This is a genomic window from Haladaptatus litoreus (assembly GCF_900156425.1).
GTDB lineage: Archaea > Halobacteriota > Halobacteria > Halobacteriales > Haladaptataceae > Haladaptatus > Haladaptatus litoreus.
On the sequence record NZ_FTNO01000002.1, the window covers coordinates 433,070 to 453,177 of the forward strand.

Below are 20,108 nucleotides of genomic sequence, written 5' to 3' on the forward strand. Positions count from 1 at the left end.
TCCATCCGTGCGATAAAACATCAGCGACTAATTTGAATGATTTCCGTCCTTCTTAGCCGTTCATACAACTGCTTCGAAATCCCGTACGTATTTTAATGCGGAGGTACGTACACCACTCACATGACCCGGGTGTTCCCCGTCGTATTCGCAGTACTCCTCGCCCTCACCGCGCCTACTGCTGCGCTCGAAACTGGGTCTGCGACCTCGATGCAAACCGGAGCGGACACGGATAGCGTAGTAACGCCACCGGGAGTCAACAACACGACCGCACAGTTGAGTCTGGGTACTCCCGACCGCACCGGCACGGACGCACCATCGATCAGCCTCGGTGCGGCGTTGGAGATGGATAGAAACGAGGTACAGACGGAGAGTCGGATATACGAACTCGACGAAAAGTTATCAAACGCGAACAACGACCGGAACAGACATCAGGAGCTTCGGCAGTACAGATTCGACATTGGGTCACGTCTCTCGTCGTTGAAGTACACAGAACGGGAGATTCGGACGGAGTTCAATAGCGGGGAAATATCCAGCGAGGAGTACGTGCGACGGCTCGCGGTGCTTCACGCGAAGGCGACGAATGTCGAGCGCTCGATACAGCACATGGAAGACCGCGGGCAGGACGTTCCGCAGTTTACGCCGAGAGCGTGGCAACTCAAAGCGGAACTCATCCCCCTACAGGGAGTCATTCGGGAGTCGGTGATAAACCAGTACAATGGGCGAACCGAATCACGCACGATATATGTAGCAACGACGGACACAGGCGTTGTTCTATCGAGTATCAACGGTAATCAGTACGTGAGAGAGGCGTACCTCTCCGAAAACAGAGACATAAACGGCACGAACCAACTACTCGCTCAGGAAGCCCAGAACATTACCGAGACACAATATCCATGGGCACGAGAGAACAACAACGGGGAAATAAGTACGAACTCCAGATTCGGAACGGGTATCTTCGTGACCACGTTCCCACACGAACAGGGAGTCATCAGAGCGGTTTTGGACGGAAAGACGGAGAAAATATTCCGAGAAACGCAGTACAGCTATCTCACTGGTGACAGTCATCTTCCCTACGGAGAGGCCATCCAAAACGACACGATAGGCCACCAACTCACCGTCAACGGAACATATCCCGGTGGCCCGCTCCGAATCAACGCAACTGACGGAAACGGCAATGCGGTCGATAGTCGCATCTCGATTGGCGACCGAGAACTCGGACGAACCGGAAGCGACGGCGTTCTGTGGACTGTCGCTCCGAGACGAAGCTTTACTGTTTCCAGTGTGCACGGAGGCGCGCCGCTCAACGTCACCGTTACCCCGTATGGATTGTCGCAATCGAATGAATCGGTCGGGACGCCGAAATCTATCGTCACAGCCGAACGTTGAAATAGCGAAACGGAACCATTCGGATGCGTGTCGAACCGCGCTCTCTCACCCGTCGTCGCAACGGTTCTTTTACTCGTCGTCACGCTCGTTCTCGCGGGAACGATTGGCGCAGTTACAGTGCAATCGACCTCGTTTCAGGAACCGACATACGTCGTCATCGACGTTTCGGCTGACGCCGCCACCGACCGTTTGACGTTCGTCCATCGGGCGGGCGATTCGCTCGCCGTCGAATCGCTGTCCGTCCACGTCCTCGTCAACGGGACGCCACTGAAACGACAGCCACCAGTTCCGTTCTTTTCAGCACACGGATTCCAACCCGGCCCGACTGGGCCATTCAACAGTGCGACGAACGAAACGTGGGATGCTGGCGAAACCGCGAGCCTCGGAATTGCGGGAACGAACGCACCACTTCTCGAAACGGGTAACAGAGTCGTCGTTCGAATCGCCGTGGACGACACGGTTGTGACGGAGGTAGAGACGACGGCAGAATAGAAACGGCGGTCAGCTTTACTCTTCAGGCACGCGCGCGACGGTCGTGATGGCAATGTCGGGGTCGTACTGCGGTCCCATCTCGCGGTGGCGGATGTCCTCGTAGCCCGCTTCGCGGAACATTCGGTCGGCCTCTTCGCGGTCGTAAAAGAGCATTATCGAGTCCGCGACTTTCTGCATGACGCCGGTTCGGGGGTAGTTCGGGCCGACGATAAGCACTTCTCCGCCGGGTTTCGTCACGCGGCGAATGTCCCGAAGTGTTTCGACTGGGTCGGGCCAGTACTCGATTGAACCCGACGACCACACCACATCGAAGGTGTCGTTTTTGAACGGCAACCGTTCCGCGTCACCGCGATAGAAGCTGACGGGGTCGTATTTGCCGATTTTCGCCCACGCCTTTTCGAGTTGGTGGACGCTCTGGTCGAGTCCGTATACGTTGTCCGTATGTTCGAGCAGTCCCTCGGTTCCGAAACCGGTTCCACAGCCAACGTCGAGGACGTGGTCGTCTTCGTCGATGTCGAGCATTGACAGCGCCTCGGTTCGCATCTCTTCGTTCCAGATGAACGGATTGACCGTGTCGTACACCTTCGAGAGATATTTGTAGAAGATTCGTGCGCGACGTTTGTTTTCGAGGATACCCATTAGGCGGCGCTTGGGACTGGGTAGTGATGAATCCCCACCTTTTTCTGCGGTCGTGAGCCGAGGAGTGGCGCGAATCGCGCCACTCCCCGGTCGAACTCTCTAGAAAAAGGTGGATCAAAAACCTCCTCACCCCCTCAGTCGCGTTTTCGACGCTCCTTTGAACGATTCGTCGGCCCGCTCTCTCGTCGCTTGCGCTCCTCGCTCATGGAGGGTGTGCTGGCCCGCTGGCGGTTGATTAGCCTGCTGATTTGTGTGATTGTGTTGATTGTAGTTCTCCCGGTTGACCGGCCTGCCTATCGCTTACGACTCGTTTCACTCGTCGTGCGCTTGGTTCCGCAAGTAGTTTATAGCCGCCAGAGTAACCTTCCGCGTGATTACAGTATATGCCGAGGCCAGAGGTTCTCGAACGAATAACGGAGGCCGAAGAGGAGGCTGACGACATCGTCGCGGAAGCCAAAGAAGACCGCGAACAGCGGATTTCTGAGGCGCGCAAGACGGCTGAGGAAATCCGCGAGGAAGCCGAAAAAGAGGCCACAGAATTGGAAGAAAAACGCTTGGAAGAAGCGCGCGCGGAAATCGAATCCGAACGCGAAGAACTGCTCGCGGCGGGTGAGCAAGAACGCAAGCAACTCGAATCTCGCGCGCAAGAGAACGTAGAGGACACGAAAGAGTTCGTCCTCGACCGGTTCAAGGAGGCGGTGCATGCTCAGACCTGAGCAAATGAGCAAGGTCTCGGTGACGGGGTCACGGGACGTTATGTCCGAAGTCATCGAGACGATTCACGAACTGAATCTCGTTCATCTGTCGAACTACGACGGGTCGTGGGAAGGATTCGAACCCGGCAACCCAATCGAGGGCGCAGAAGAGGTGTCCGACAAACTCGTCACGATTCGTTCCATCGAGAGCATTCTCGATGTGCAGGACGAGGACGCCGGGCCACAGCGAATCGTCACCGACGACGCGCTGGACGACGAACTGGAAGACATCCGAACGAAGGTCAACACGCTCGACGACAAGCAAAACGAGCTACAAGACGAACTCCGAAGCGTCGAAGACCGCATCGACTCGATGGAACCCTTCGCGGAACTCGGCATCGACTTGGACCTGCTGTCGGGCTACGACAGCCTCCAAGTCGCAGTCGGTGAAGGAAACACGGACGAAATCGAGCAAACGCTGCGCGACGCCGACGACATCCAAGAGTTCGAACTGTTCACGGGTGGCAGAACCGTCGCCATCTTCGCGTACCCGACAGATGATGCGGACGAAGACGCGCTGGACGACGCACTCGTCGGCGTGGATTTCGCATCGTTTGAGGTGCCGGACGCCTCCGGTAGTCCGGAAGAGTACGTTTCGGAGCTTCGACACGAACGCCAGAAGCTCGAATCGAAACTCGACGGCGTCGAAAAGGAACTGCACGACGTGAAACTCGACGGTGCTGGATTCCTCCTCGCCGCGGAAGAGAAACTCAGCATCGAGGTGCAGAAGGCGGAAGCACCGCTCCAGTTCGCGACGACGGAAAACGCCTTCATCGCCGAAGGATGGATTCCGACCGAGAAGTACAACAAACTGGCGAGCGACCTCGACGCGACGGTCGGCGACCACGTCGAAGTGGACGAACTCCGTCGTGCCGACTACGAGGAAGGCCACCCACACACCGTCACTGAAGAGGCGGAAGAAGTCGCCACAACCGACGGCGGCCACGTCGTTGACGACGACGAACAACCCCCGGTCGTGCAGGACAACCCCGGGCCGGTCAAACCGTTCGAACTGCTCGTCGAAACCATCAACCGACCGCGCTACTTCGAGTTCGACCCGTCGGTCATCCTGTTCCTCACGTTCCCGATTTTCTTCGGGTTCATGATCGGTGACCTCGGATACGGACTGCTGTACCTCGCATTCGGGTATGCAATATACTCGAAGACTAGCAGTCTCGCTCTGAAGAGTCTCGGTGGCATCGCACTGTGGGCCGGTCTGTTCACCGCTATTTTCGGCGTGCTGTACGGCGAAATCTTCGGATTACACATCCTCGGTGAGACTATTTACGGCGAGATGGGGCCACCGATCAAGAAAGGGCTTCAGCCCGCAAATGCTGAGTATGCTAGTACTTGGCTCGTTCTGAGCCTGCTCATCGGACTTGCACACCTCACGCTCGGCTACCTGTTCGGGTTCTTCGAAGAACTCTCACACGGGTTCAAGGATGCACTGCTCCACAAGGGGTCGTGGATTATCCTCATGCTCGGCGTCTGGGTGTGGATTTTCAGCAAGCAAATGATGGGGCCAAAGCCACCGTTCCTGTTCGAGGTATTCAACGGTAGTCCGTTTGCGCTCGGCTTCGCTGGCTTCCCGGCATCCGTCGGAACGATTGCGCTCGCGGTCGCCGCAGTCGGCCTCGTGCTGATGATTGCCGGTGAAGTCTCCGAATTGGGTGGCCCTGGCGCACTCATCGGAACGCTGGAGAGCCTGAAATCGCTGTCGGACGTTATCTCCTACACTCGTATCGCCGCGGTGCTGTTGGCGAAAGCGGGAATGGCGTTCGTCATCAACCTGCTGTTCTTCGGTGCGTACGAACACCACGACGAATGGCACTTCATGCTCTCGTACGGCCCGAGCTACGTGAACAGCCACTACGAGGGAGCGAGCATCATCTTCCCCGGTCTGATGCACTCCGGCGTCGCGGGCGTGCTGGTCGGACTGCTCATTCTCGTCGTCGGCCACCTGCTGGTGCTGGCGCTCGGTGTTACGAGTGCAGGACTGCAGGCGGTGCGTCTCGAATACGTCGAGTTCTTCGGCAAGTTCTATCAGGGCGGCGGCGAAGAGTACGAGCCGTTCGGCTACGAGCGAACACACACGACGCAGGACTGACGCTGAAACCCAGTTTTTCGTTTTTTCACGGCCGACTTGGCCTCGGTCATCTCTCGACACTGGTATTTGGTACCATGATTTAGCAGGTACAGCCCGCGATACAAGCGAATCCGACGGAACGCTTTGGGAAGTTTTAAGAATCCAGTGACTCGAACTACGACTTGTTAGGCTATAGAGCCACAAAGGACTAAACCAATGTTCGAATTCATACTCGCATTCGTCGACGCAGCAGTACTGCTCGCACAGGACGGCGCCGCTCAGGGTAGCAGTTCGCCAGCCATTCCACCAAAAGCCGCCGCAGCACTCGCAGTCGGTTTCGCTGCACTCGGCGCAGGATACGCAGAGCGTGGTATCGGTGCCGCCGCAGTCGGCGCTGTCACGGAAGACCAGGACTTGTTCGGTACGGGCCTCATTCTGACGGTTCTGCCGGAGACGCTCGTCATTCTGGCGCTCGTCGTTGTGTTCGTGGTCTAAACACACACACATTCCCTCTTATCAATGAGCCTGGAAACGGTAGTTGAGGATATTAGAAACGAGGCCCGCGAGCGTGCGGAAGAAATTCGTGCGGAAGGCGAAACCCGCGCGGACGAGATAATCGCCGAGGCGGAGTCGGACGCCGAGGAGATTCTCGCGGCGAAAGAGCGCGAAATCGAGAGCCAAATCGAGCGAGAACGAGAGCAGAAGCTCTCCAGCGCGAAACTCGAAGCCAAGCAGAAGCGGCTGGAAGCCCGCCGGGACGTCCTGCAAGACGTTCGTTCCGACGTAGAAGAAGAAATCGCAACCCTTGGCGGTGACGACCGCGAGGAACTGACGCGCACACTGCTTGACGCGGCGGCAGAGGAGTTCGACTCCGGCAACACCGTCCGAATCTACGGACGAGCCGACGACGAGGAACTGCTCACCGACGTCGTCACGGACTACGACGGCTTCGAGTACGCGGGCGAATACGACTGCCTCGGCGGCATCGTCGCCGAGAGCGAGGCGTCCCGCGTTCGCGTGAACAACACGTTCGATTCGATACTCGAAGACGTGTGGGAGGACAACCTCCAAGCAATCAGTTCGCGGTTGTTCGAGCAATGAGCACGGCAGACGGTACATCGAACTACGAGTACGTCAATGCCCGCGTCCGGGCACGACGAGCCGCGCTGTTCGACGACGAGGATTACCGGAAACTCCTCCGAATGGGGCCGGGCGAAATCGCCCGCTACATGGAGGAGACGGAGTACGAATCCGAAGTTAACGCACTCGGTGCGCGCTACGACGGTGTCGACCTCGTGGAGTACGCACTCAATCGCAACCTTGCCAAACACTTCGACGACCTGTTGGATTGGTCCGGCGGGAAGCTGTACACCCTCATCGCGCGGTACCTACGAAAGTTCGACGCGTGGAACGTCAAAACGGTGCTTCGCGGCATCTACGCGGATGCAGACAGCCAATCGGTTCGTGACGACCTGATTCACGCAGGTGAGTTCGAACGGTCGTTCCTCGACCGATTGGCCGACGCGGGAGCAATCGAAGACGTTGTCGAAATGCTCCACGGAACGATTTTCGGCGACCACCTCGAAGCAGCATACGAGGATTACGACTCCACTGGGCTGCTGATTCCGCTGGAGAACGCGGTTGACCGCGCGTACTACGAAGGGCTGATGGAAGGCGTCACGGAGACGGAAAACCGTGCAACGCAGTTGTACGTCGAATTTCTGCAAGCAGAAATCGACTTCCGGAACATCCGAAACGCCCTGCGAATCAGTCGAAGCGGTGCAGACATCGACCCCTCGGAATACTTCATTTCGGGCGGACGATTGTTCAAGGCCACAGAGCTGTCACAGCTCGCCGGAAATACGGACGAACTGATCAGCCGAGTTCGAGAGAGCACGTATGGGAGCGACCTAGACGAAGCACTCGACGAACTGGAGCGCGCCGACAGTCTCATTGGATTCGAGCACGCCTTAGACGCGGCGCTGCTCGAATACTCCGACCATCTGTCGCACGTATTCCCGCTGTCGGTGTGTCCGGTGCTTGCGTACATACTCGCAAAGCAGAAAGAAGTGGACAACATCCGTGCCATCGCACGCGGACGCGAAGCAGGACTGTCCGAAGACGAGATCGAAGACGAACTGGTGATACTATGAGCCAGGAAATCGCCGTTATCGGAAGTCCGGACTTTACCACCGGATTCCGACTCGCAGGGGTTCGGAAGTTCGCAAACGTTCCGGACGACGAAAAGGACGCGGAGTTGGACGACGCTGTTTCTCAAATATTGACTGACGACGACGTTGGCATCATCGTGATGCACGACGACGACCTTGCACACCTCTCTCGAAACGTCAGGAACGACGTCGAGACGAGCGTGGAACCCACCCTCGTGACGCTGGGTGGTGGCGCGGGAAGCGGCGGACTCCGCGACAAAATCAAGCGCGCAATCGGTATCGACCTTATGGACGAAGACGAACAAGGTGATAACGAATGAGCCAGGCAACAGACAGCGACGTCGTCCGTGAGGACGGCGTCATTCAGAGCGTGAGTGGTCCGGTCGTGACCGCCACGGACCTCGGTGCCCGGATGAACGACGTTGTGTACGTCGGTGAAGAAGGGCTCATGGGCGAGGTTATCGAAATCGAAGGCAACCAGACGACGATTCAGGTGTACGAAGAAACCTCGAACGTCGCACCCGGCGAACCCGTCGAGAACACGGGCGAACCGCTTTCCGTTGACCTCGGGCCGGGCATGCTGTACTCCATCTACGATGGTGTCCAGCGCCCGCTCGACGTGCTCGAAGACAAGATGGGCGCGTTCCTCGACCGCGGTGTTGACGCACCCGGTATCGACCAGGAGAAGACCTGGGAGTTCAACCCCGAAGTCGAAGCAGGTGACGAGGTCGAACCCGGCGACGTCGTCGGTATCGTCCCCGAAACCGAGAGCATCGACCACAAAGTGATGGTGCCGCCGGACTACGAGGGTGGCGAAGTCGTCGCCGTCGAAGACGGCAACTACGCCGTCACGGACACCGTCGTCGAACTCGACAACGGCGAAGAAGTCCAGATGCAACAGGAGTGGCCGGTTCGTGAACCGCGCCCGTCCGTCGATAAACAGACGCCTCGGACGCCGCTCGTGTCCGGTCAGCGTATTCTCGACGGTCTGTTCCCGATCGCAAAAGGTGGTACCGCCGCGATTCCGGGGCCGTTTGGCTCCGGAAAGACGGTAACCCAGCACTCGCTCGCAAAGTGGGCGGACGCGGACATCGTCGTCTACGTCGGCTGTGGTGAGCGCGGAAACGAGATGACGGAAGTTATCGAGGACTTCCCGGAACTCGAAGACCCGCGCACCGGCAAACCGCTGATGTCGCGGACGTGCCTCATTGCGAACACGTCGAACATGCCCGTGGCCGCACGAGAGTCGTGCATTTACACGGGAGTCACCATCGCGGAGTACTACCGCGACATGGGATACGACGTTGCGCTGATGGCCGACTCCACCTCGCGGTGGGCAGAGGCAATGCGTGAGATTTCCTCGCGTCTCGAAGAGATGCCCGGCGAAGAGGGCTACCCGGCGTACCTCGCCGCCCGTCTCGCAGAGTTCTACGAGCGCGCAGGCAAATTCGAGAACATCAACGGCACGGAGGGTTCGGTGTCGGTTATCGGTGCAGTGTCGCCACCCGGCGGCGACTTCTCCGAACCGGTCACGCAGAACACCCTGCGTATCGTGAAAACGTTCTGGGCACTGGATGCCGACCTCGCGGAACGTCGGCACTTCCCGTCGATTAACTGGAACGAGTCGTACTCGCTCTACAAGGACCAGCTCGACCCGTGGTACGAACAGAACGTCGAGCCGGACTTCCCGGAGAAGCGTCAGTGGGCAGTTGACGTGCTCGACGAGGAGGACGAACTCCAAGAAATCGTTCAGCTCGTCGGTAAGGACGCACTGCCGGAAGACCAGCAACTCACGCTCGAAGTCGCACGCTACCTGCGTGAGGGATGGCTCCAGCAGAACGCATTCCACGACGTGGACATGTTCTGTGCGCCGGAGAAGACCTACCGGATGCTCGAAGCCATTCAGACCTTCAACGAGGAGGCGTTCTCCGCACTCGAAGCGGGCGTTCCAGTCGAAGAAATCACGGCTATCGACGCCGCACCTCGCCTGAACCGAATGGGGACGGCCGAGGAGTGGGAAGGCTTCATCAGCGAAGTCGAAGAAAGCATCACTGAACAGCTCAGGGAGAAATACTAATGAAAGAATACCAGACAATTACGGAAATCAGCGGCCCGCTGGTGTTCGCCGAGGTTGACGAGCCAATCGGATACGACGAAATCGTCGAAATCGAGACGCCTGACGGCGACACACTGCGCGGACAGGTGCTCGAATCGAGCGACGGTCTCGTCTCGATTCAGGTGTTCGAGGGAACCGAAGGTATCGACCGACGGTCCTCGGTTCGATTCCTCGGCGAGACGATGAAGATGCCCGTCACGGAAGAACTGCTCGGGCGCGTGCTCGACGGTTCCGGCAACCCAATCGACGGTGGTCCGGAAATCGTTCCGGACGAGCGACGTGACATCGTCGGTGCGGCTATCAACCCGTACGCCCGCGAGTACCCCGAAGAGTTCATCCAGTCCGGTGTGTCCGCCATCGACGGCATGAACACACTGGTTCGTGGACAGAAACTGCCTATCTTCTCGGCGTCCGGTCTGCCGCACAACGAACTCGCGCTTCAGATTGCGCGACAGGCAAGTGTGCCGGAAGACGACGAGGGCGGCGACGACGAAGGAAGCGAGTTCGCAGTTGTCTTCGGTGCGATGGGAATCACCGCCGAAGAGGCGAACGAGTTCATGGAGGACTTCGAGCGAACCGGTGCGCTGGAGCGCTCCGTCGTCTTCATGAACCTCGCGGACGACCCCGCAGTCGAGCGGACGGTCACGCCGCGTCTCGCGCTCACCACGGCAGAGTACCTCGCGTTCGACAAGGATTACCACGTGCTGGTTATCCTGACGGACATGACGAACTACTGTGAGGCACTGCGAGAAATCGGTGCCGCGCGTGAAGAGGTTCCGGGCCGACGTGGATACCCGGGTTACATGTACACTGACCTTGCGCAGTTGTACGAGCGCGCAGGTCGTATCGAAGGCCGTGAAGGGTCTGTTACGCAGATTCCGATTCTCACGATGCCCGGCGACGACGACACGCACCCGATTCCTGACCTAACCGGATACATCACCGAGGGTCAGATTTACATCGACCGTGACCTGAACTCGCAGGGTATTCAGCCACCTATCAACCCGCTTCCGTCGCTGTCGCGCCTGATGGACGACGGTATCGGTGAGGGGCTTACCCGCGAAGACCACTCCGGTGTGTCCGACCAGATGTACGCCGCGTACGCACAAGGTGAAGACCTTCGTGACCTCGTGAACATCGTCGGTCGCGAAGCACTGAGCGAACGTGACAACCAGTACCTCGACTTCGCAGACCGGTTCGAGAAGGAGTTCATCGACCAAGGCTTCGAGACGAACCGAACCATCGAAGAGACGCTGACGATTGGCTGGGAACTGCTCTCGATGCTTCCGAAAGAAGAACTCAATCGTATCGACGAGGAGTTCATCGAGAAGTATTACCCAGAAGAGCAGGCCGAAGAAGTCACGGCTGACTGAATCGGTATTCTGCGGTTTGATTTTTCAGCAGTAACCGACCGAGAGACGACCGTCTATCCTCCTATTTGACCAGCAGTTCGCAGTCGAATACCCTCGGCCAAGGAATCTCGACTGTAAAGTATTATCCCCTTCCAGTTTTTATGGTCAACCAAGATGGCTAAGGACGTTAAACCCACTCGGAAGAACCTCATGGCGATTGAGGACCGAATCGACCTCTCCGAGCGGGGCCACGACACGCTGGAGAAGAAGCGTGACGGTCTCATCATGGAGTTCATGGACATCCTCGACCAAGCGCAGGACGTGCGCTCCGGTCTGGACGAGGATTATCAGCGCGCACAGCAGACCATCAACATGGCTCGCGCGATGGAAGGCGACGTTGCCGTTCGTGGGGCCGCCGCCGCACTGCAAGAACACCCGGAGATTACGACCGAATCGAAAAACATCATGGGTGTCGTCGTCCCGCAAATCGAGTCCTCGAAGGTCAAGAAATCGCTCGACGAACGAGGCTACGGTGTTCTCGGTACGAGCGCCCGAATCGACGAAACCGCAGATGCCTACGAGGAACTGCTCGAAAGTATCATCCTCGCCGCCGAAGTCGAAACGGCGATGAAGAAGATGCTCACCGAAATCGAGACGACTAAGCGCCGTGTCAACGCGCTTGAGTTCAAACTGCTCCCCGAACTGCACGAAGCGCAAGACTACATCGAGCAGAAACTCGAAGAGCAGGAACGTGAGGAAATCTTCCGGATGAAGAAAATCAAGGCCAAGAAGGAAGAAGAAGAGAAGGCCGAAAAAGAGGCCAGCGAACCGGAACCCGTCGAAGGCGAAGTCGCCGTCACGAGCTAATCTCTGCGAATTTTCTTCTGTGTTTCTCTGTTACCAGTAGCCACAACTGTGGATTATGCTGACGGTCATGTTGAGGTAATGGAAAATCGAAGGCGTTGGAATCGGTTTGACCGGTACAGTTCGGTGGTTTTTCTGCTCTCGCTCGTCTACTGCATTGTGAATGTCTTCTGATTATCGGCTCCCTGAATTCGGCAATACCACAAGCAAATCGAAGATGCGGCGCGCTTTCCGCTCGTCCGCGTGGTTTTTGGTTTCTCCGTGAGCGATGGAGGAGCGAACGGACGGTTCGTCAGGGCTTCGCTCTGACGGTGCAGATTTTTTCGAGGAGTGGTACGCGAAAGCCGTCGGCTCTCGCAGTACCCGACGAACAAAAAAGGTGCGAGCAAAAGGTGGGTTGTTAGATGTAGGTGAACCACTCTTCGTGGTCGTCGATGCGCCGGTTGACGAGGTCGAAGAATTTCGACTGGATTTCCTCGGTCACAGGGCCACGGCTTCCGTTGCCGATTTCGACGTTGTCAACTTGCCGGATTGGGGTGACTTCCGCGGCACTGCCGGTGAAGAACAGTTCGTCGGCGGTGTGGAGTTCGCCACGGCTGATGGTCGCATCGTCGTGAACCGTGTAGCCCATTTCACGTGCAACTTCGATGACGCTGTCGCGGGTGATGCCGTCGAGGATGCTCTGGGAGAGGCCGGGCGTGTAAATCTCGCCGTCGCGCACGAGGAAGATGTTCTCGCCGGGGCCTTCCGCGACGTTACCTTCCTTGTTCAGCACGATTGCCTCGACGAAGCCGTTTCGTCGGGCTTCCTCGCCAGCGAGGAGGCTGTTGACGTACAGGCCGGTCGTCTTGGCGTTCGTCGGAATCTGGCTGGAGGAGTGTTTGCGCCACGAGGAAACCATCACCTTGACGCCGTTTTCGAGGGCTTCGTCGCCGAGGTACGCGCCCCACGGCCACGCCGCGATGGTTACGTCGGTCGGACAGTCACCGGGGCTGACGCCGAGGCTGTCGTAGCCGTAGTAGGCGATTGGCCGGATGTAGCAGGAATGGAGGTCTTGGCGGTCGATGAGTTCGAGCGTGGCCTCCGTGAGTTCCTCCGGTTCGTACTCGATTTCCATGTTGTACGGCTTGCAGGAATCGTAGAGGCGCTGGAGGTGTTCTTCCCAGCGGAAAATTGCCGGGCCGTTTTCGGTATCGTAGCACCGCACACCTTCGAAAACGCCAGTTCCGTAGTGTAGTCCGTGCGTGAGGACGTGGACTTTTGCGTCGTCCCAATCGACGAACTCGCCGTTCATCCATATCGTATCCACATCCATCTCGTCAAAGCTCATACGCTCTCCCCAATGAAGGCCAAGGTAATCAGTTTTGGCGATTGTCCCCGAACGATTGGTCGGAATTACTCGGGGGAGAGTAATCGGTCGAAGGACGACTTGCCACGACCGGCGTACTCGATATCGAAGAGATACACCTCGTGGGTGCAGGTTCCCGACCAATCGGTTTCTCGCATCGCCGTCGCGAGCGCTTCGAAATTCAGTTTGCCGAGGCCGACGGGCAGGTGTTCGTCGTCGTCTGTCTGTCGGGTATCGTTGAGGTGGAGATGGGAGATTCGGTTGCCGTGGTTCCGGAGCAGAGCGGCTTGTGAATCCGCGTCGTGACCGGTCACGTAGGCGTGGCCAGTGTCCAGACAGGCGACTGCATTCGTCTCCGCAAAGAGGGTGGGAAAGTCCCCGCAGTCGAAGAAGTCCTTTTTGAGATTCTCGACGCAGACCTCAAAATCTCGCTCACGAGCGTACCTCGTGAGACGACGCACCGATTCGTATAGGGACTCTCGAAGCGTTTCGTGGCCCCAGACGTGCGGGAATCCTCGTGACTCTGCGTGGAAGATACCTTTCTCCGCACCCAGTTCCACCGCCGTATCGATAGCACGTTCGAGTTGCCGACACGCCCCGTCACGAACGTGGTCGTGAGGGGAACCGGGGTCGAGTCGATACGGGAGGTGGACGACGACGTCGAGGTCGTGGTTCGTCAGCGTTCGGCAAACGGACGGGATGTCGATTGCTTGTGGTGGAAACGCCTGCTCCATGTCGAGTTCGACGAAATCGAAGCCCTGCTCGGCGGCGAACGAGAACGCGTCTTCATCGGGAACGGTTCCACACACCATCAAACCCTGCCGAATCGTCATGGTTGTCGATTGATAGACACGGGTATCAAAGTTCGGAAAATGCGTACCGACCGCTCGAGTCGGTCGGTTGAGTCGGTCGAAAATGAAGTCGAGGTCGTTCAGCCTTAGGCGGGTCGTCCGGCCGCGCGGCGCTCCGACCGTCCGTGCAACCACGACCCGAGGGCACCGCCGACGATGCCGGGAATCGCGGCGACGACGACGAACAACACGCCGAAGCCGAACAGTCCAATGGCCGGAACTGGCCCGGCCATCAGCCCTGCGAAGGTCAACAGGACGAGCGCCACGATAGCCCCTGCAGCAGTCGCCACGCCGCCGTTGAGCGCGCCGTCACCGAGTCTACTTCCGGCGACGTATCCGGCGACGATACCGCCGATAATGCCGGTCAACCCTGCACCCACGATGGGAAGAGTCATGTCGGTGAATGGGACGGCAGCCCCGCTGAACAGGCCGACGATGATGGTTGCGACGATTCCGTATACGACCGCTCTGAGTTTGAAGTCCATACACATAAGATGGATTTGTAGTAAGATGAGTATTTTTCATAATTACGATACGTATTCGGTCGTTATCGCAATCAAGCGCGATAAATTTCGTTACAGATGAAACTGATTGCGGTCTAATTAAAAGCTAATAAGACGACTTACGCCAGCGTCTCGATAATCTGCGCACCTTCGAGATACGGGAATCCGTGGCGTTCCGCGTATGCCCGCGCGTCGTCCGGAGAAAGCGCGCCGCCAGTTTGGTCGTCCAGCATCTCGCAAACGACGACGGCAGGAGACAGTTCCGCGGCGTTCGCCAATGCGACGCCGAGTTCGGTGTGTCCCTGTCGCTCGGCGAGCAATCCGGGTGCGGCCCGCAGGAGGTGGACGTGTCCCGGCGCGCGGAACTCGTCGGCGAAGTCGAGTTCGTCGGCCGTACTCGCCGCGTGTGCCAGTTCGGTAATGGTCAGGGCGCGGTCGTCGTCGGTGATTCCGGTGTAGGTATCGCGGTGGTTCACCGTCAGAGAGAACGAAGAACGGGAGTCGTAGCCGAGGTCGTGGCCGTCGCTCGCCGGATGGTCGATTATTTCGTCCATGTATGCGAGGTCGAACGCGTTCGCAACGTCGTGTGAAAGCGCGACACAAATCAGGCCGCCTGCGTCGTTGCGAAGGCGGGAAACCGCTTCCGAGGAGACTGCTTCCGCGGGGTAGATGAGGTCGGTTTCGCCCTCGCGGTCTTCGGCGTCGTGAACGAGCAGAGGCGACCCGGCTTGAAACGCCTCGATTGCTTGTTCGACTGTCGCGGAAGTCGTCTGGCTCATGGTGCCTCCTCAACGTGAACCGTGACGTGGTCCTCGTCGTCCAGTCCGAGTTCGTCGCGGAGTTTTGTGGGAGCGATGAGTTCGACTTGGTCTTCGTCGTGGTGGGTTCGCTCGGGTGCGATGACGTGAGCCTGCTCGTAAGAGTCGCCGTCCGCCGTTTCCACGGTGGCAGGGTAGCAAACTGCAGGGCCGTACGTCCGGTCGCCGTCTTCCCAACCGTCGATTGGGACCGGGTCGAGTGCTTCCATCGCCGAACGAGCGCGGACGCTTTCCGTGGTCAGTTCGACGTTCAACGTTCCGGGGAACGGTTCGTAACCCAATCGTTCCGTGAACTGCGCCATGTAGCCCGACAGGGAGATGTAGTGACGACCCTCGCCCATGCCACCCGTGACGGTGCCCGAGAGGTCAACGCCAGAGAGATTTTCGAAGATACGTCGATAATCCTCGTATTCGCGTTTCAGTTCCCACGCGCCGTCGTCGGTGATGGCAATCCACTGGCCGTTGCTGACGATTTCGCGGGTAATGAGGCCCGCATCGTCAAGTCGTTGGAGGCGACGTGATGCCGTCTGATTTGAGGCATCCAGACGGTCTGCGAGGTCGGCACACGACACTTTGACCTCGCTTTCGAGCGCCCCGTCGAGGGCGAGCAGTTTCAGCGCGGCGAGTTCGTCGTACCCGACCACGAGCGATGTCGCTGGCATACACGATAGTGAGAGCTTCGGTCGTTTAAGCGTACCGGAAATGGAACGCATAGCAGAAATGAGACGGAGGACGACATCATTCCGTAGTTGGAATAGTATGTTGTCCCCCGCTACATCTAAATTTGCTGGTTTCAGCGGAGAATGAGTCTTCTACGATTTCGCCACCAATATTTCCCCAACTTATTTTGAAATTTAATATTCTGAGGACTAGATTAATGTTTGTGGTGATAGTACATCATAAATGCATGTCTACAGAGGATGGCTCACAGCGTGGCGACGACGGTCAAAAGCAAAAGGAAGCAGGCCGAGAGAATACGACAGATGAATACAAACCACGACATTCGACTCTGACGCGCCGGACGTTCGTCGGTGGACTCTCAGTCGTCGGACTCGGCGCTGGTCTGTCCGGATTTTCGGGAACGGCGGAGGCCGCGGGAGAATCGGTTCATTTCCAGTACTTCCACGAGACGTGGCCGACCATCACCAGCAACCTCTCGAAGGTTGCCGACCGGGGCTACGATGCAATTTGGATACAGGCACCACAGAAGAGTGGCTTGACGTGGGAAGACCAGAGTGGACGAAACGACCCGCCGCTCGGCTATCAGCCGGTGGATTTCACGACGTTCGACAGCGAGTTCGGCACGGAAGCCGACCTGCAAGCGCTCATCGACGAGGCCCACAATCGAGGGCTGGAGGTGTACGTCGATTGTGTCATGAACCACATGGCGGTCGGCTACGACTACGACTTCCCGCGATTCTCCTACGACGACTTCCACCACGATGTCGGTTCTATCGACGACTGGAACGACGATCATCAGGTCGAACACGGCGAACTCCTCGGCCTGCCCGACCTCGCGCAGTACGAATCGTACTCCTCCGACTACGTCCGCGGCGAGTTGATGAACTATATGGAGAAAATCGCGTCCTTCGGCGCGGACGGCTACCGCTACGACGCGGTGAAACACGTCGAAGAGAAGTACTGGCGCGATTACGCGAATCCCAAAGCTGACGAACTCGGCATGAAACGCATCGGCGAGGTGTTCGACGGAAGCGTCGATTACGTTCAAGGCTACATCGACACCGGAATGGACGCCTTCGACTACCCACTGTACTACATCCTGAAGGACGTGTTCTCCGGCGGCGACATGAGCAGACTCCAAGGTGCGGGCGTAGTGGCCCAAGACCCGTGGCACGCCCGTCCCTTCGTCCAAAATCACGACGAGGGCGCACCATCCCAGTACCACCTCGCGCATGCCTTCGTCCTCACGAGCGAGGGCGTCCCGATGATTTACAATCTCTATCCGAACGCCATTTTAGACGACAGCGAGGTGAACAACATGGTCTGGGTGAAAAAGAACCTCGCGGGCGGCGAAACTTACTGGCGACACACAGACGGTGACCTCGGCGTGTACGAGCGATACAACAATCTCCTCGTCGGCATCAACAACGGCGGGAGTTCCCGCACGCAGTCGGTGTACACCTCGTGGACGAACACGACACTCAAAGATTACAGCGGAACGGGCGGCGACATCACGACCGACGGAAACGGCTGGGTCGATATTACGGTTCCGGCGGAGGGCTGGGTGTTCTACGCGCCGTACTGAGCTAAAACGGAATACAGAATTAGAGAGAAGTCAGTTGGTCTTTTTCCACTCACCAGTCACCGAATCACGCGCCCAAAACTCACTGTCCTTTTTCAGTTTCGGAACCCACGTATCCTTGGTTTTCGACAACAGAGCGACCCGCGAAGCAGGAACCTCTTTTAGCACGTCGTGTTCCGGCATGTATTCTTGAACTCGCTCGGAAAATTCCACGACTTCCTCGTGATCTAACATCGCGTCGCGGTCGAGTCGACCGCGGGAGTGGCCGACATGCATGTACGCCTTGAGTTCCACGAAATCCGGGTCGGCGCGCTCGTAAAATGCGCCGTACCAGTCCGGATTTTCGACGTTCTCGCCGCCGACGAGTGTGGTTCGGAGAACGGTTCTCGTGTCCTCCTTCTCGGCGAGCACGTCCATCGTGTCGATGAGGTTTTCCCACGCGTCGTCGTCCACCGCGCGAACAACGCGGTCGAAGGTAGCGCGGTCTGCGGCATCCACGCTGACGTAGAGTTGAGTCGGGTCGCACTCTGCCAGCATCTCCGGATTCGTTCCGTTGCTCACGAGGAACGTGGTGATGTCCCGGTCGTGGAACGCCTCGATGAGTTCCGGTAGATAGGGGTACAGCGTCGGTTCGCCGTCGAGACTGATTGCGACGTGGCGGGGTTCCATCGACTCCTCGAAGATTTCGCGGGGAACTTCGTCGTTCCCGCCGAATCCAGAGAGGAGTTTCCGCTGAAGGCGAATGCTCGCATCAACGACTGCTTCCGGGTCGTCCCACTCCACGTCGCCGAGTTCGTAGGAATGGCCGCGATGGTCGCGCCAGCAGAAGACACAGCGTTCGTTGCATTTTACCACAGGTGTCATCTGAATACAGCGGTGGGACTCGATGCCGTACCAGATATTTTTATAGCATTTTCCCTCGCCTCGCAGGGCGTTGGCCGTCCACCCGCAGGTTTGCGTTGCAGTGTGGTTCTCGTTGTGGTAGTCCGGGTTGTCGACCTGTTTTGGCCCGTCATCAGAACGCTTCGAGTTCTGATTGCTCGTCGAGGTTTCCTCGACGGTGTCCGATTCGCTCATTAGGACGGCGTAAGCGTCGTGGCGTCAAAAGATGTCGGGTCTGGGAATGAACCGTCACCGGAGTCGGGGGCGAAACGCTTCGAGGACCGTATCACGGTTCGAAACCCCCGAGAGGTCAACCTCGTAGACCATCGGCCATGGCAATCCTCGGGCGACTCGCAAGGTATCGTCTTCAACACTGATCCCGCGGATTCGCCGCCATGGGACGGCAGTTCCGCCGGCTTTTTCGACCGTGCCAACGAGGAAACAGTCGTCGAGTGCGGTGAGTGTGACCGTTCTATCGTCGGACACGGAATACCCAATTGTCATGCCGATGAATGTCCCGATGATTTGTCCGACGAACGTTCCGACTGAAAGGCGTCCACTGAGTGCGAGGTGAACCAGAGCAACCCCGATGATGCTGGGAACGAGCGTGAGCGGGATGTAATATCGGCGTAGCTTCGTGCCACTGACTGCAACGTGAATCGTCTGCGTTCGGTGCTGAATCTTTGCGTTCCGCCGAGAACCACAAGCAGTTCCGATGATGGCGACGAACGCGAAGATGCACGAGTATAGAACGAGTTCGTCCGAGGGAGTGTACTCGGCGAGAACCATTGCTCCGAAAATGCCGACAAAAGGGAGAATGCCAGCGAGCGTGAGCAACCAGTGGAGGCGAGAAACGACTGCCCAGTCGAGTTGGTCAGGTACCTGTTCGGCGACTATCCAGCCGAGAAATGCGACGAGAAGACCGATTCCGAGGGCGTATTGGAGCGAGATGAGGGACAGCCACAGAAGTAACAGGAAGACAGCAGTCCCGGCAACAACACCGAGAGCGATGCTGAATGCCTGCAATCGAGGAGGGCGAGGGCGCATATCGAACTCTTATTTCCCCAATAATATCAGTGATGCGAAAATAAGGCGAACGGGACGAAAAAACAGAGAAAATCGGAACGAGTTTCGTGATTTCGGCGACATCGATGCGCTTCGTTCACACAATCACTTTACCTATGGGCGACGCGCCTTCCGCTATGACTTTCGACCCCGACCAACTCGAAGCGCGACTGATGAGCCACGGCGTCTACGTCATGTCGCTCGATGCGGACGAAGAGCGAATCGAAATCGAGTACGAGTCGATAAAAGCGGGGAACACGGGCGCAGTCCCCCATCGGGAAATCGGCCGCGTCATCAACGTGGTTCGTGACTTGGCCGAGAAGCAGAGGGACGTTCGCGGAGAAGTCACCGACCTCGACGGCGATCGGGTGGGGAACTGGCGAGCAAAGGCCGAGTGGTTTCGGGAACTCGAAGAAGACGAACTGTCCGAGGTGGATTTTTCGGAGCGAGTAATCGAGAGCATCCGCGAGGAATAGAAACGACAGACGAGGAAAGTTGATGATTGTGCGAAACGATA

The 20,108-nt window shown here is 57.9% G+C and carries 21 protein-coding genes; 13 read left to right on the forward strand and 8 right to left on the reverse strand.

The window, feature by feature from the left end; genetic code table 11:
- Positions 1-120 precede the first annotated feature (120 nt).
- Positions 121-1,386, forward strand: coding sequence for a DUF7096 domain-containing protein (locus tag BW974_RS26490; RefSeq protein WP_245800079.1), 1,266 nt, complete (start codon positions 121-123; stop codon positions 1,384-1,386).
- A 27-nt stretch (positions 1,387-1,413) separates the two neighbouring features.
- Positions 1,414-1,878 carry a type IV pilin domain-containing protein gene (locus tag BW974_RS13310; protein ID WP_076430747.1) on the forward strand — a complete coding sequence of 155 codons (465 nt, stop codon included), beginning with the start codon at positions 1,414-1,416 and terminating at the stop codon, positions 1,876-1,878.
- Positions 1,879-1,893: 15 nt separating this feature from the next.
- Here the strand turns inward: BW974_RS13310 and BW974_RS13315 are convergent, their stop codons facing one another.
- A complete protein-coding gene (locus tag BW974_RS13315; protein WP_076430748.1) occupies positions 1,894-2,517 on the reverse strand; it encodes a methyltransferase domain-containing protein in 624 nt (207 codons plus the stop codon).
- Positions 2,518-2,900: 383 nt separating this feature from the next.
- Here BW974_RS13315 and ahaH point away from each other — a divergent pair, with 383 nt between their 5' ends.
- The 9 genes from ahaH to BW974_RS13360 all read left to right on the forward strand — a co-directional run bounded on the left by ahaH (position 2,901) and on the right by BW974_RS13360 (position 11,864).
- On the forward strand, positions 2,901-3,233 hold the full coding sequence (gene ahaH, locus BW974_RS13320) for an ATP synthase archaeal subunit H (RefSeq protein WP_076430749.1): 333 nt from the start codon (positions 2,901-2,903) through the stop codon (positions 3,231-3,233).
- Positions 3,220-5,379, forward strand: coding sequence for a V-type ATP synthase subunit I (locus BW974_RS13325; protein WP_076430750.1), 2,160 nt, complete (start codon positions 3,220-3,222; stop codon positions 5,377-5,379). Before ahaH ends, BW974_RS13325 begins: the two co-directional genes overlap by 14 nt.
- A gap of 195 nt (positions 5,380-5,574) precedes the next feature.
- On the forward strand, positions 5,575-5,853 hold the full coding sequence (locus BW974_RS13330; protein ID WP_076430751.1) for a F0F1 ATP synthase subunit C: 279 nt from the start codon (positions 5,575-5,577) through the stop codon (positions 5,851-5,853).
- A 24-nt stretch (positions 5,854-5,877) separates the two neighbouring features.
- Positions 5,878-6,459 carry a V-type ATP synthase subunit E gene (locus tag BW974_RS13335; protein WP_076430752.1) on the forward strand — a complete coding sequence of 194 codons (582 nt, stop codon included), beginning with the start codon at positions 5,878-5,880 and terminating at the stop codon, positions 6,457-6,459.
- Positions 6,456-7,511, forward strand: a complete 1,056-nt coding sequence (locus BW974_RS13340) for a V-type ATP synthase subunit C (RefSeq protein ID WP_076430753.1) — start codon at positions 6,456-6,458, stop codon at positions 7,509-7,511. Before BW974_RS13335 ends, BW974_RS13340 begins: the two co-directional genes overlap by 4 nt.
- Complete coding sequence (locus BW974_RS13345; RefSeq protein ID WP_076430754.1) at positions 7,508-7,849, forward strand: V-type ATP synthase subunit F; 342 nt, start codon at positions 7,508-7,510, stop codon at positions 7,847-7,849. The genes BW974_RS13340 and BW974_RS13345 overlap by 4 nt, the downstream gene beginning before the upstream one ends.
- Positions 7,846-9,606 carry an ATP synthase subunit A gene (locus BW974_RS13350; protein WP_076430755.1) on the forward strand — a complete coding sequence of 587 codons (1,761 nt, stop codon included), beginning with the start codon at positions 7,846-7,848 and terminating at the stop codon, positions 9,604-9,606. The genes BW974_RS13345 and BW974_RS13350 overlap by 4 nt, the downstream gene beginning before the upstream one ends.
- Complete coding sequence (locus BW974_RS13355; RefSeq protein ID WP_076430756.1) at positions 9,606-11,018, forward strand: ATP synthase subunit B; 1,413 nt, start codon at positions 9,606-9,608, stop codon at positions 11,016-11,018. The genes BW974_RS13350 and BW974_RS13355 overlap by 1 nt, the downstream gene beginning before the upstream one ends.
- Before the next feature lie 153 nt (positions 11,019-11,171).
- A complete protein-coding gene (locus tag BW974_RS13360) occupies positions 11,172-11,864 on the forward strand; it encodes a V-type ATP synthase subunit D (RefSeq protein ID WP_076430757.1) in 693 nt (230 codons plus the stop codon).
- Positions 11,865-12,261: 397 nt separating this feature from the next.
- Here BW974_RS13360 and BW974_RS13365 read toward each other — a convergent pair whose 3' ends face one another.
- The 5 genes from BW974_RS13365 to BW974_RS13385 all read right to left on the reverse strand — a co-directional run bounded on the left by BW974_RS13365 (position 12,262) and on the right by BW974_RS13385 (position 16,043).
- Positions 12,262-13,191, reverse strand: a complete 930-nt coding sequence (locus BW974_RS13365; protein ID WP_076430758.1) for a branched-chain amino acid transaminase — start codon at positions 13,189-13,191, stop codon at positions 12,262-12,264.
- 65 nt (positions 13,192-13,256) lie between these two features.
- Positions 13,257-14,042, reverse strand: a complete 786-nt coding sequence (locus tag BW974_RS13370) for a sugar phosphate isomerase/epimerase family protein (RefSeq protein WP_076430955.1) — start codon at positions 14,040-14,042, stop codon at positions 13,257-13,259.
- Between the two features lie 104 nt (positions 14,043-14,146).
- Positions 14,147-14,545 carry a DUF5518 domain-containing protein gene (locus tag BW974_RS13375; RefSeq protein WP_076430759.1) on the reverse strand — a complete coding sequence of 133 codons (399 nt, stop codon included), beginning with the start codon at positions 14,543-14,545 and terminating at the stop codon, positions 14,147-14,149.
- A gap of 137 nt (positions 14,546-14,682) precedes the next feature.
- On the reverse strand, positions 14,683-15,342 hold the full coding sequence (ribB, locus tag BW974_RS13380) for a 3,4-dihydroxy-2-butanone-4-phosphate synthase (RefSeq protein WP_076430760.1): 660 nt from the start codon (positions 15,340-15,342) through the stop codon (positions 14,683-14,685).
- Positions 15,339-16,043 carry a DUF120 domain-containing protein gene (locus tag BW974_RS13385; protein WP_076430761.1) on the reverse strand — a complete coding sequence of 235 codons (705 nt, stop codon included), beginning with the start codon at positions 16,041-16,043 and terminating at the stop codon, positions 15,339-15,341. The genes ribB and BW974_RS13385 overlap by 4 nt, the downstream gene beginning before the upstream one ends.
- Positions 16,044-16,288: 245 nt before the next feature.
- Here BW974_RS13385 and BW974_RS13390 point away from each other — a divergent pair, with 245 nt between their 5' ends.
- Complete coding sequence (locus tag BW974_RS13390; RefSeq protein ID WP_084186275.1) at positions 16,289-17,647, forward strand: alpha-amylase domain-containing protein; 1,359 nt, start codon at positions 16,289-16,291, stop codon at positions 17,645-17,647.
- 30 nt (positions 17,648-17,677) lie between these two features.
- Here the strand turns inward: BW974_RS13390 and twy1 are convergent, their stop codons facing one another.
- Positions 17,678-18,721 carry a 4-demethylwyosine synthase TYW1 gene (twy1, locus tag BW974_RS13395; RefSeq protein ID WP_076430762.1) on the reverse strand — a complete coding sequence of 348 codons (1,044 nt, stop codon included), beginning with the start codon at positions 18,719-18,721 and terminating at the stop codon, positions 17,678-17,680.
- Between the two features lie 54 nt (positions 18,722-18,775).
- On the reverse strand, positions 18,776-19,573 hold the full coding sequence (locus tag BW974_RS13400) for a hypothetical protein (protein ID WP_076430763.1): 798 nt from the start codon (positions 19,571-19,573) through the stop codon (positions 18,776-18,778).
- A gap of 155 nt (positions 19,574-19,728) precedes the next feature.
- Between BW974_RS13400 and BW974_RS13405 the strand changes: the two genes are divergently transcribed.
- Positions 19,729-20,067 carry a DUF8159 domain-containing protein gene (locus tag BW974_RS13405; protein ID WP_076430957.1) on the forward strand — a complete coding sequence of 113 codons (339 nt, stop codon included), beginning with the start codon at positions 19,729-19,731 and terminating at the stop codon, positions 20,065-20,067.
- The last annotated feature ends 41 nt before the right edge of the window (positions 20,068-20,108 follow it).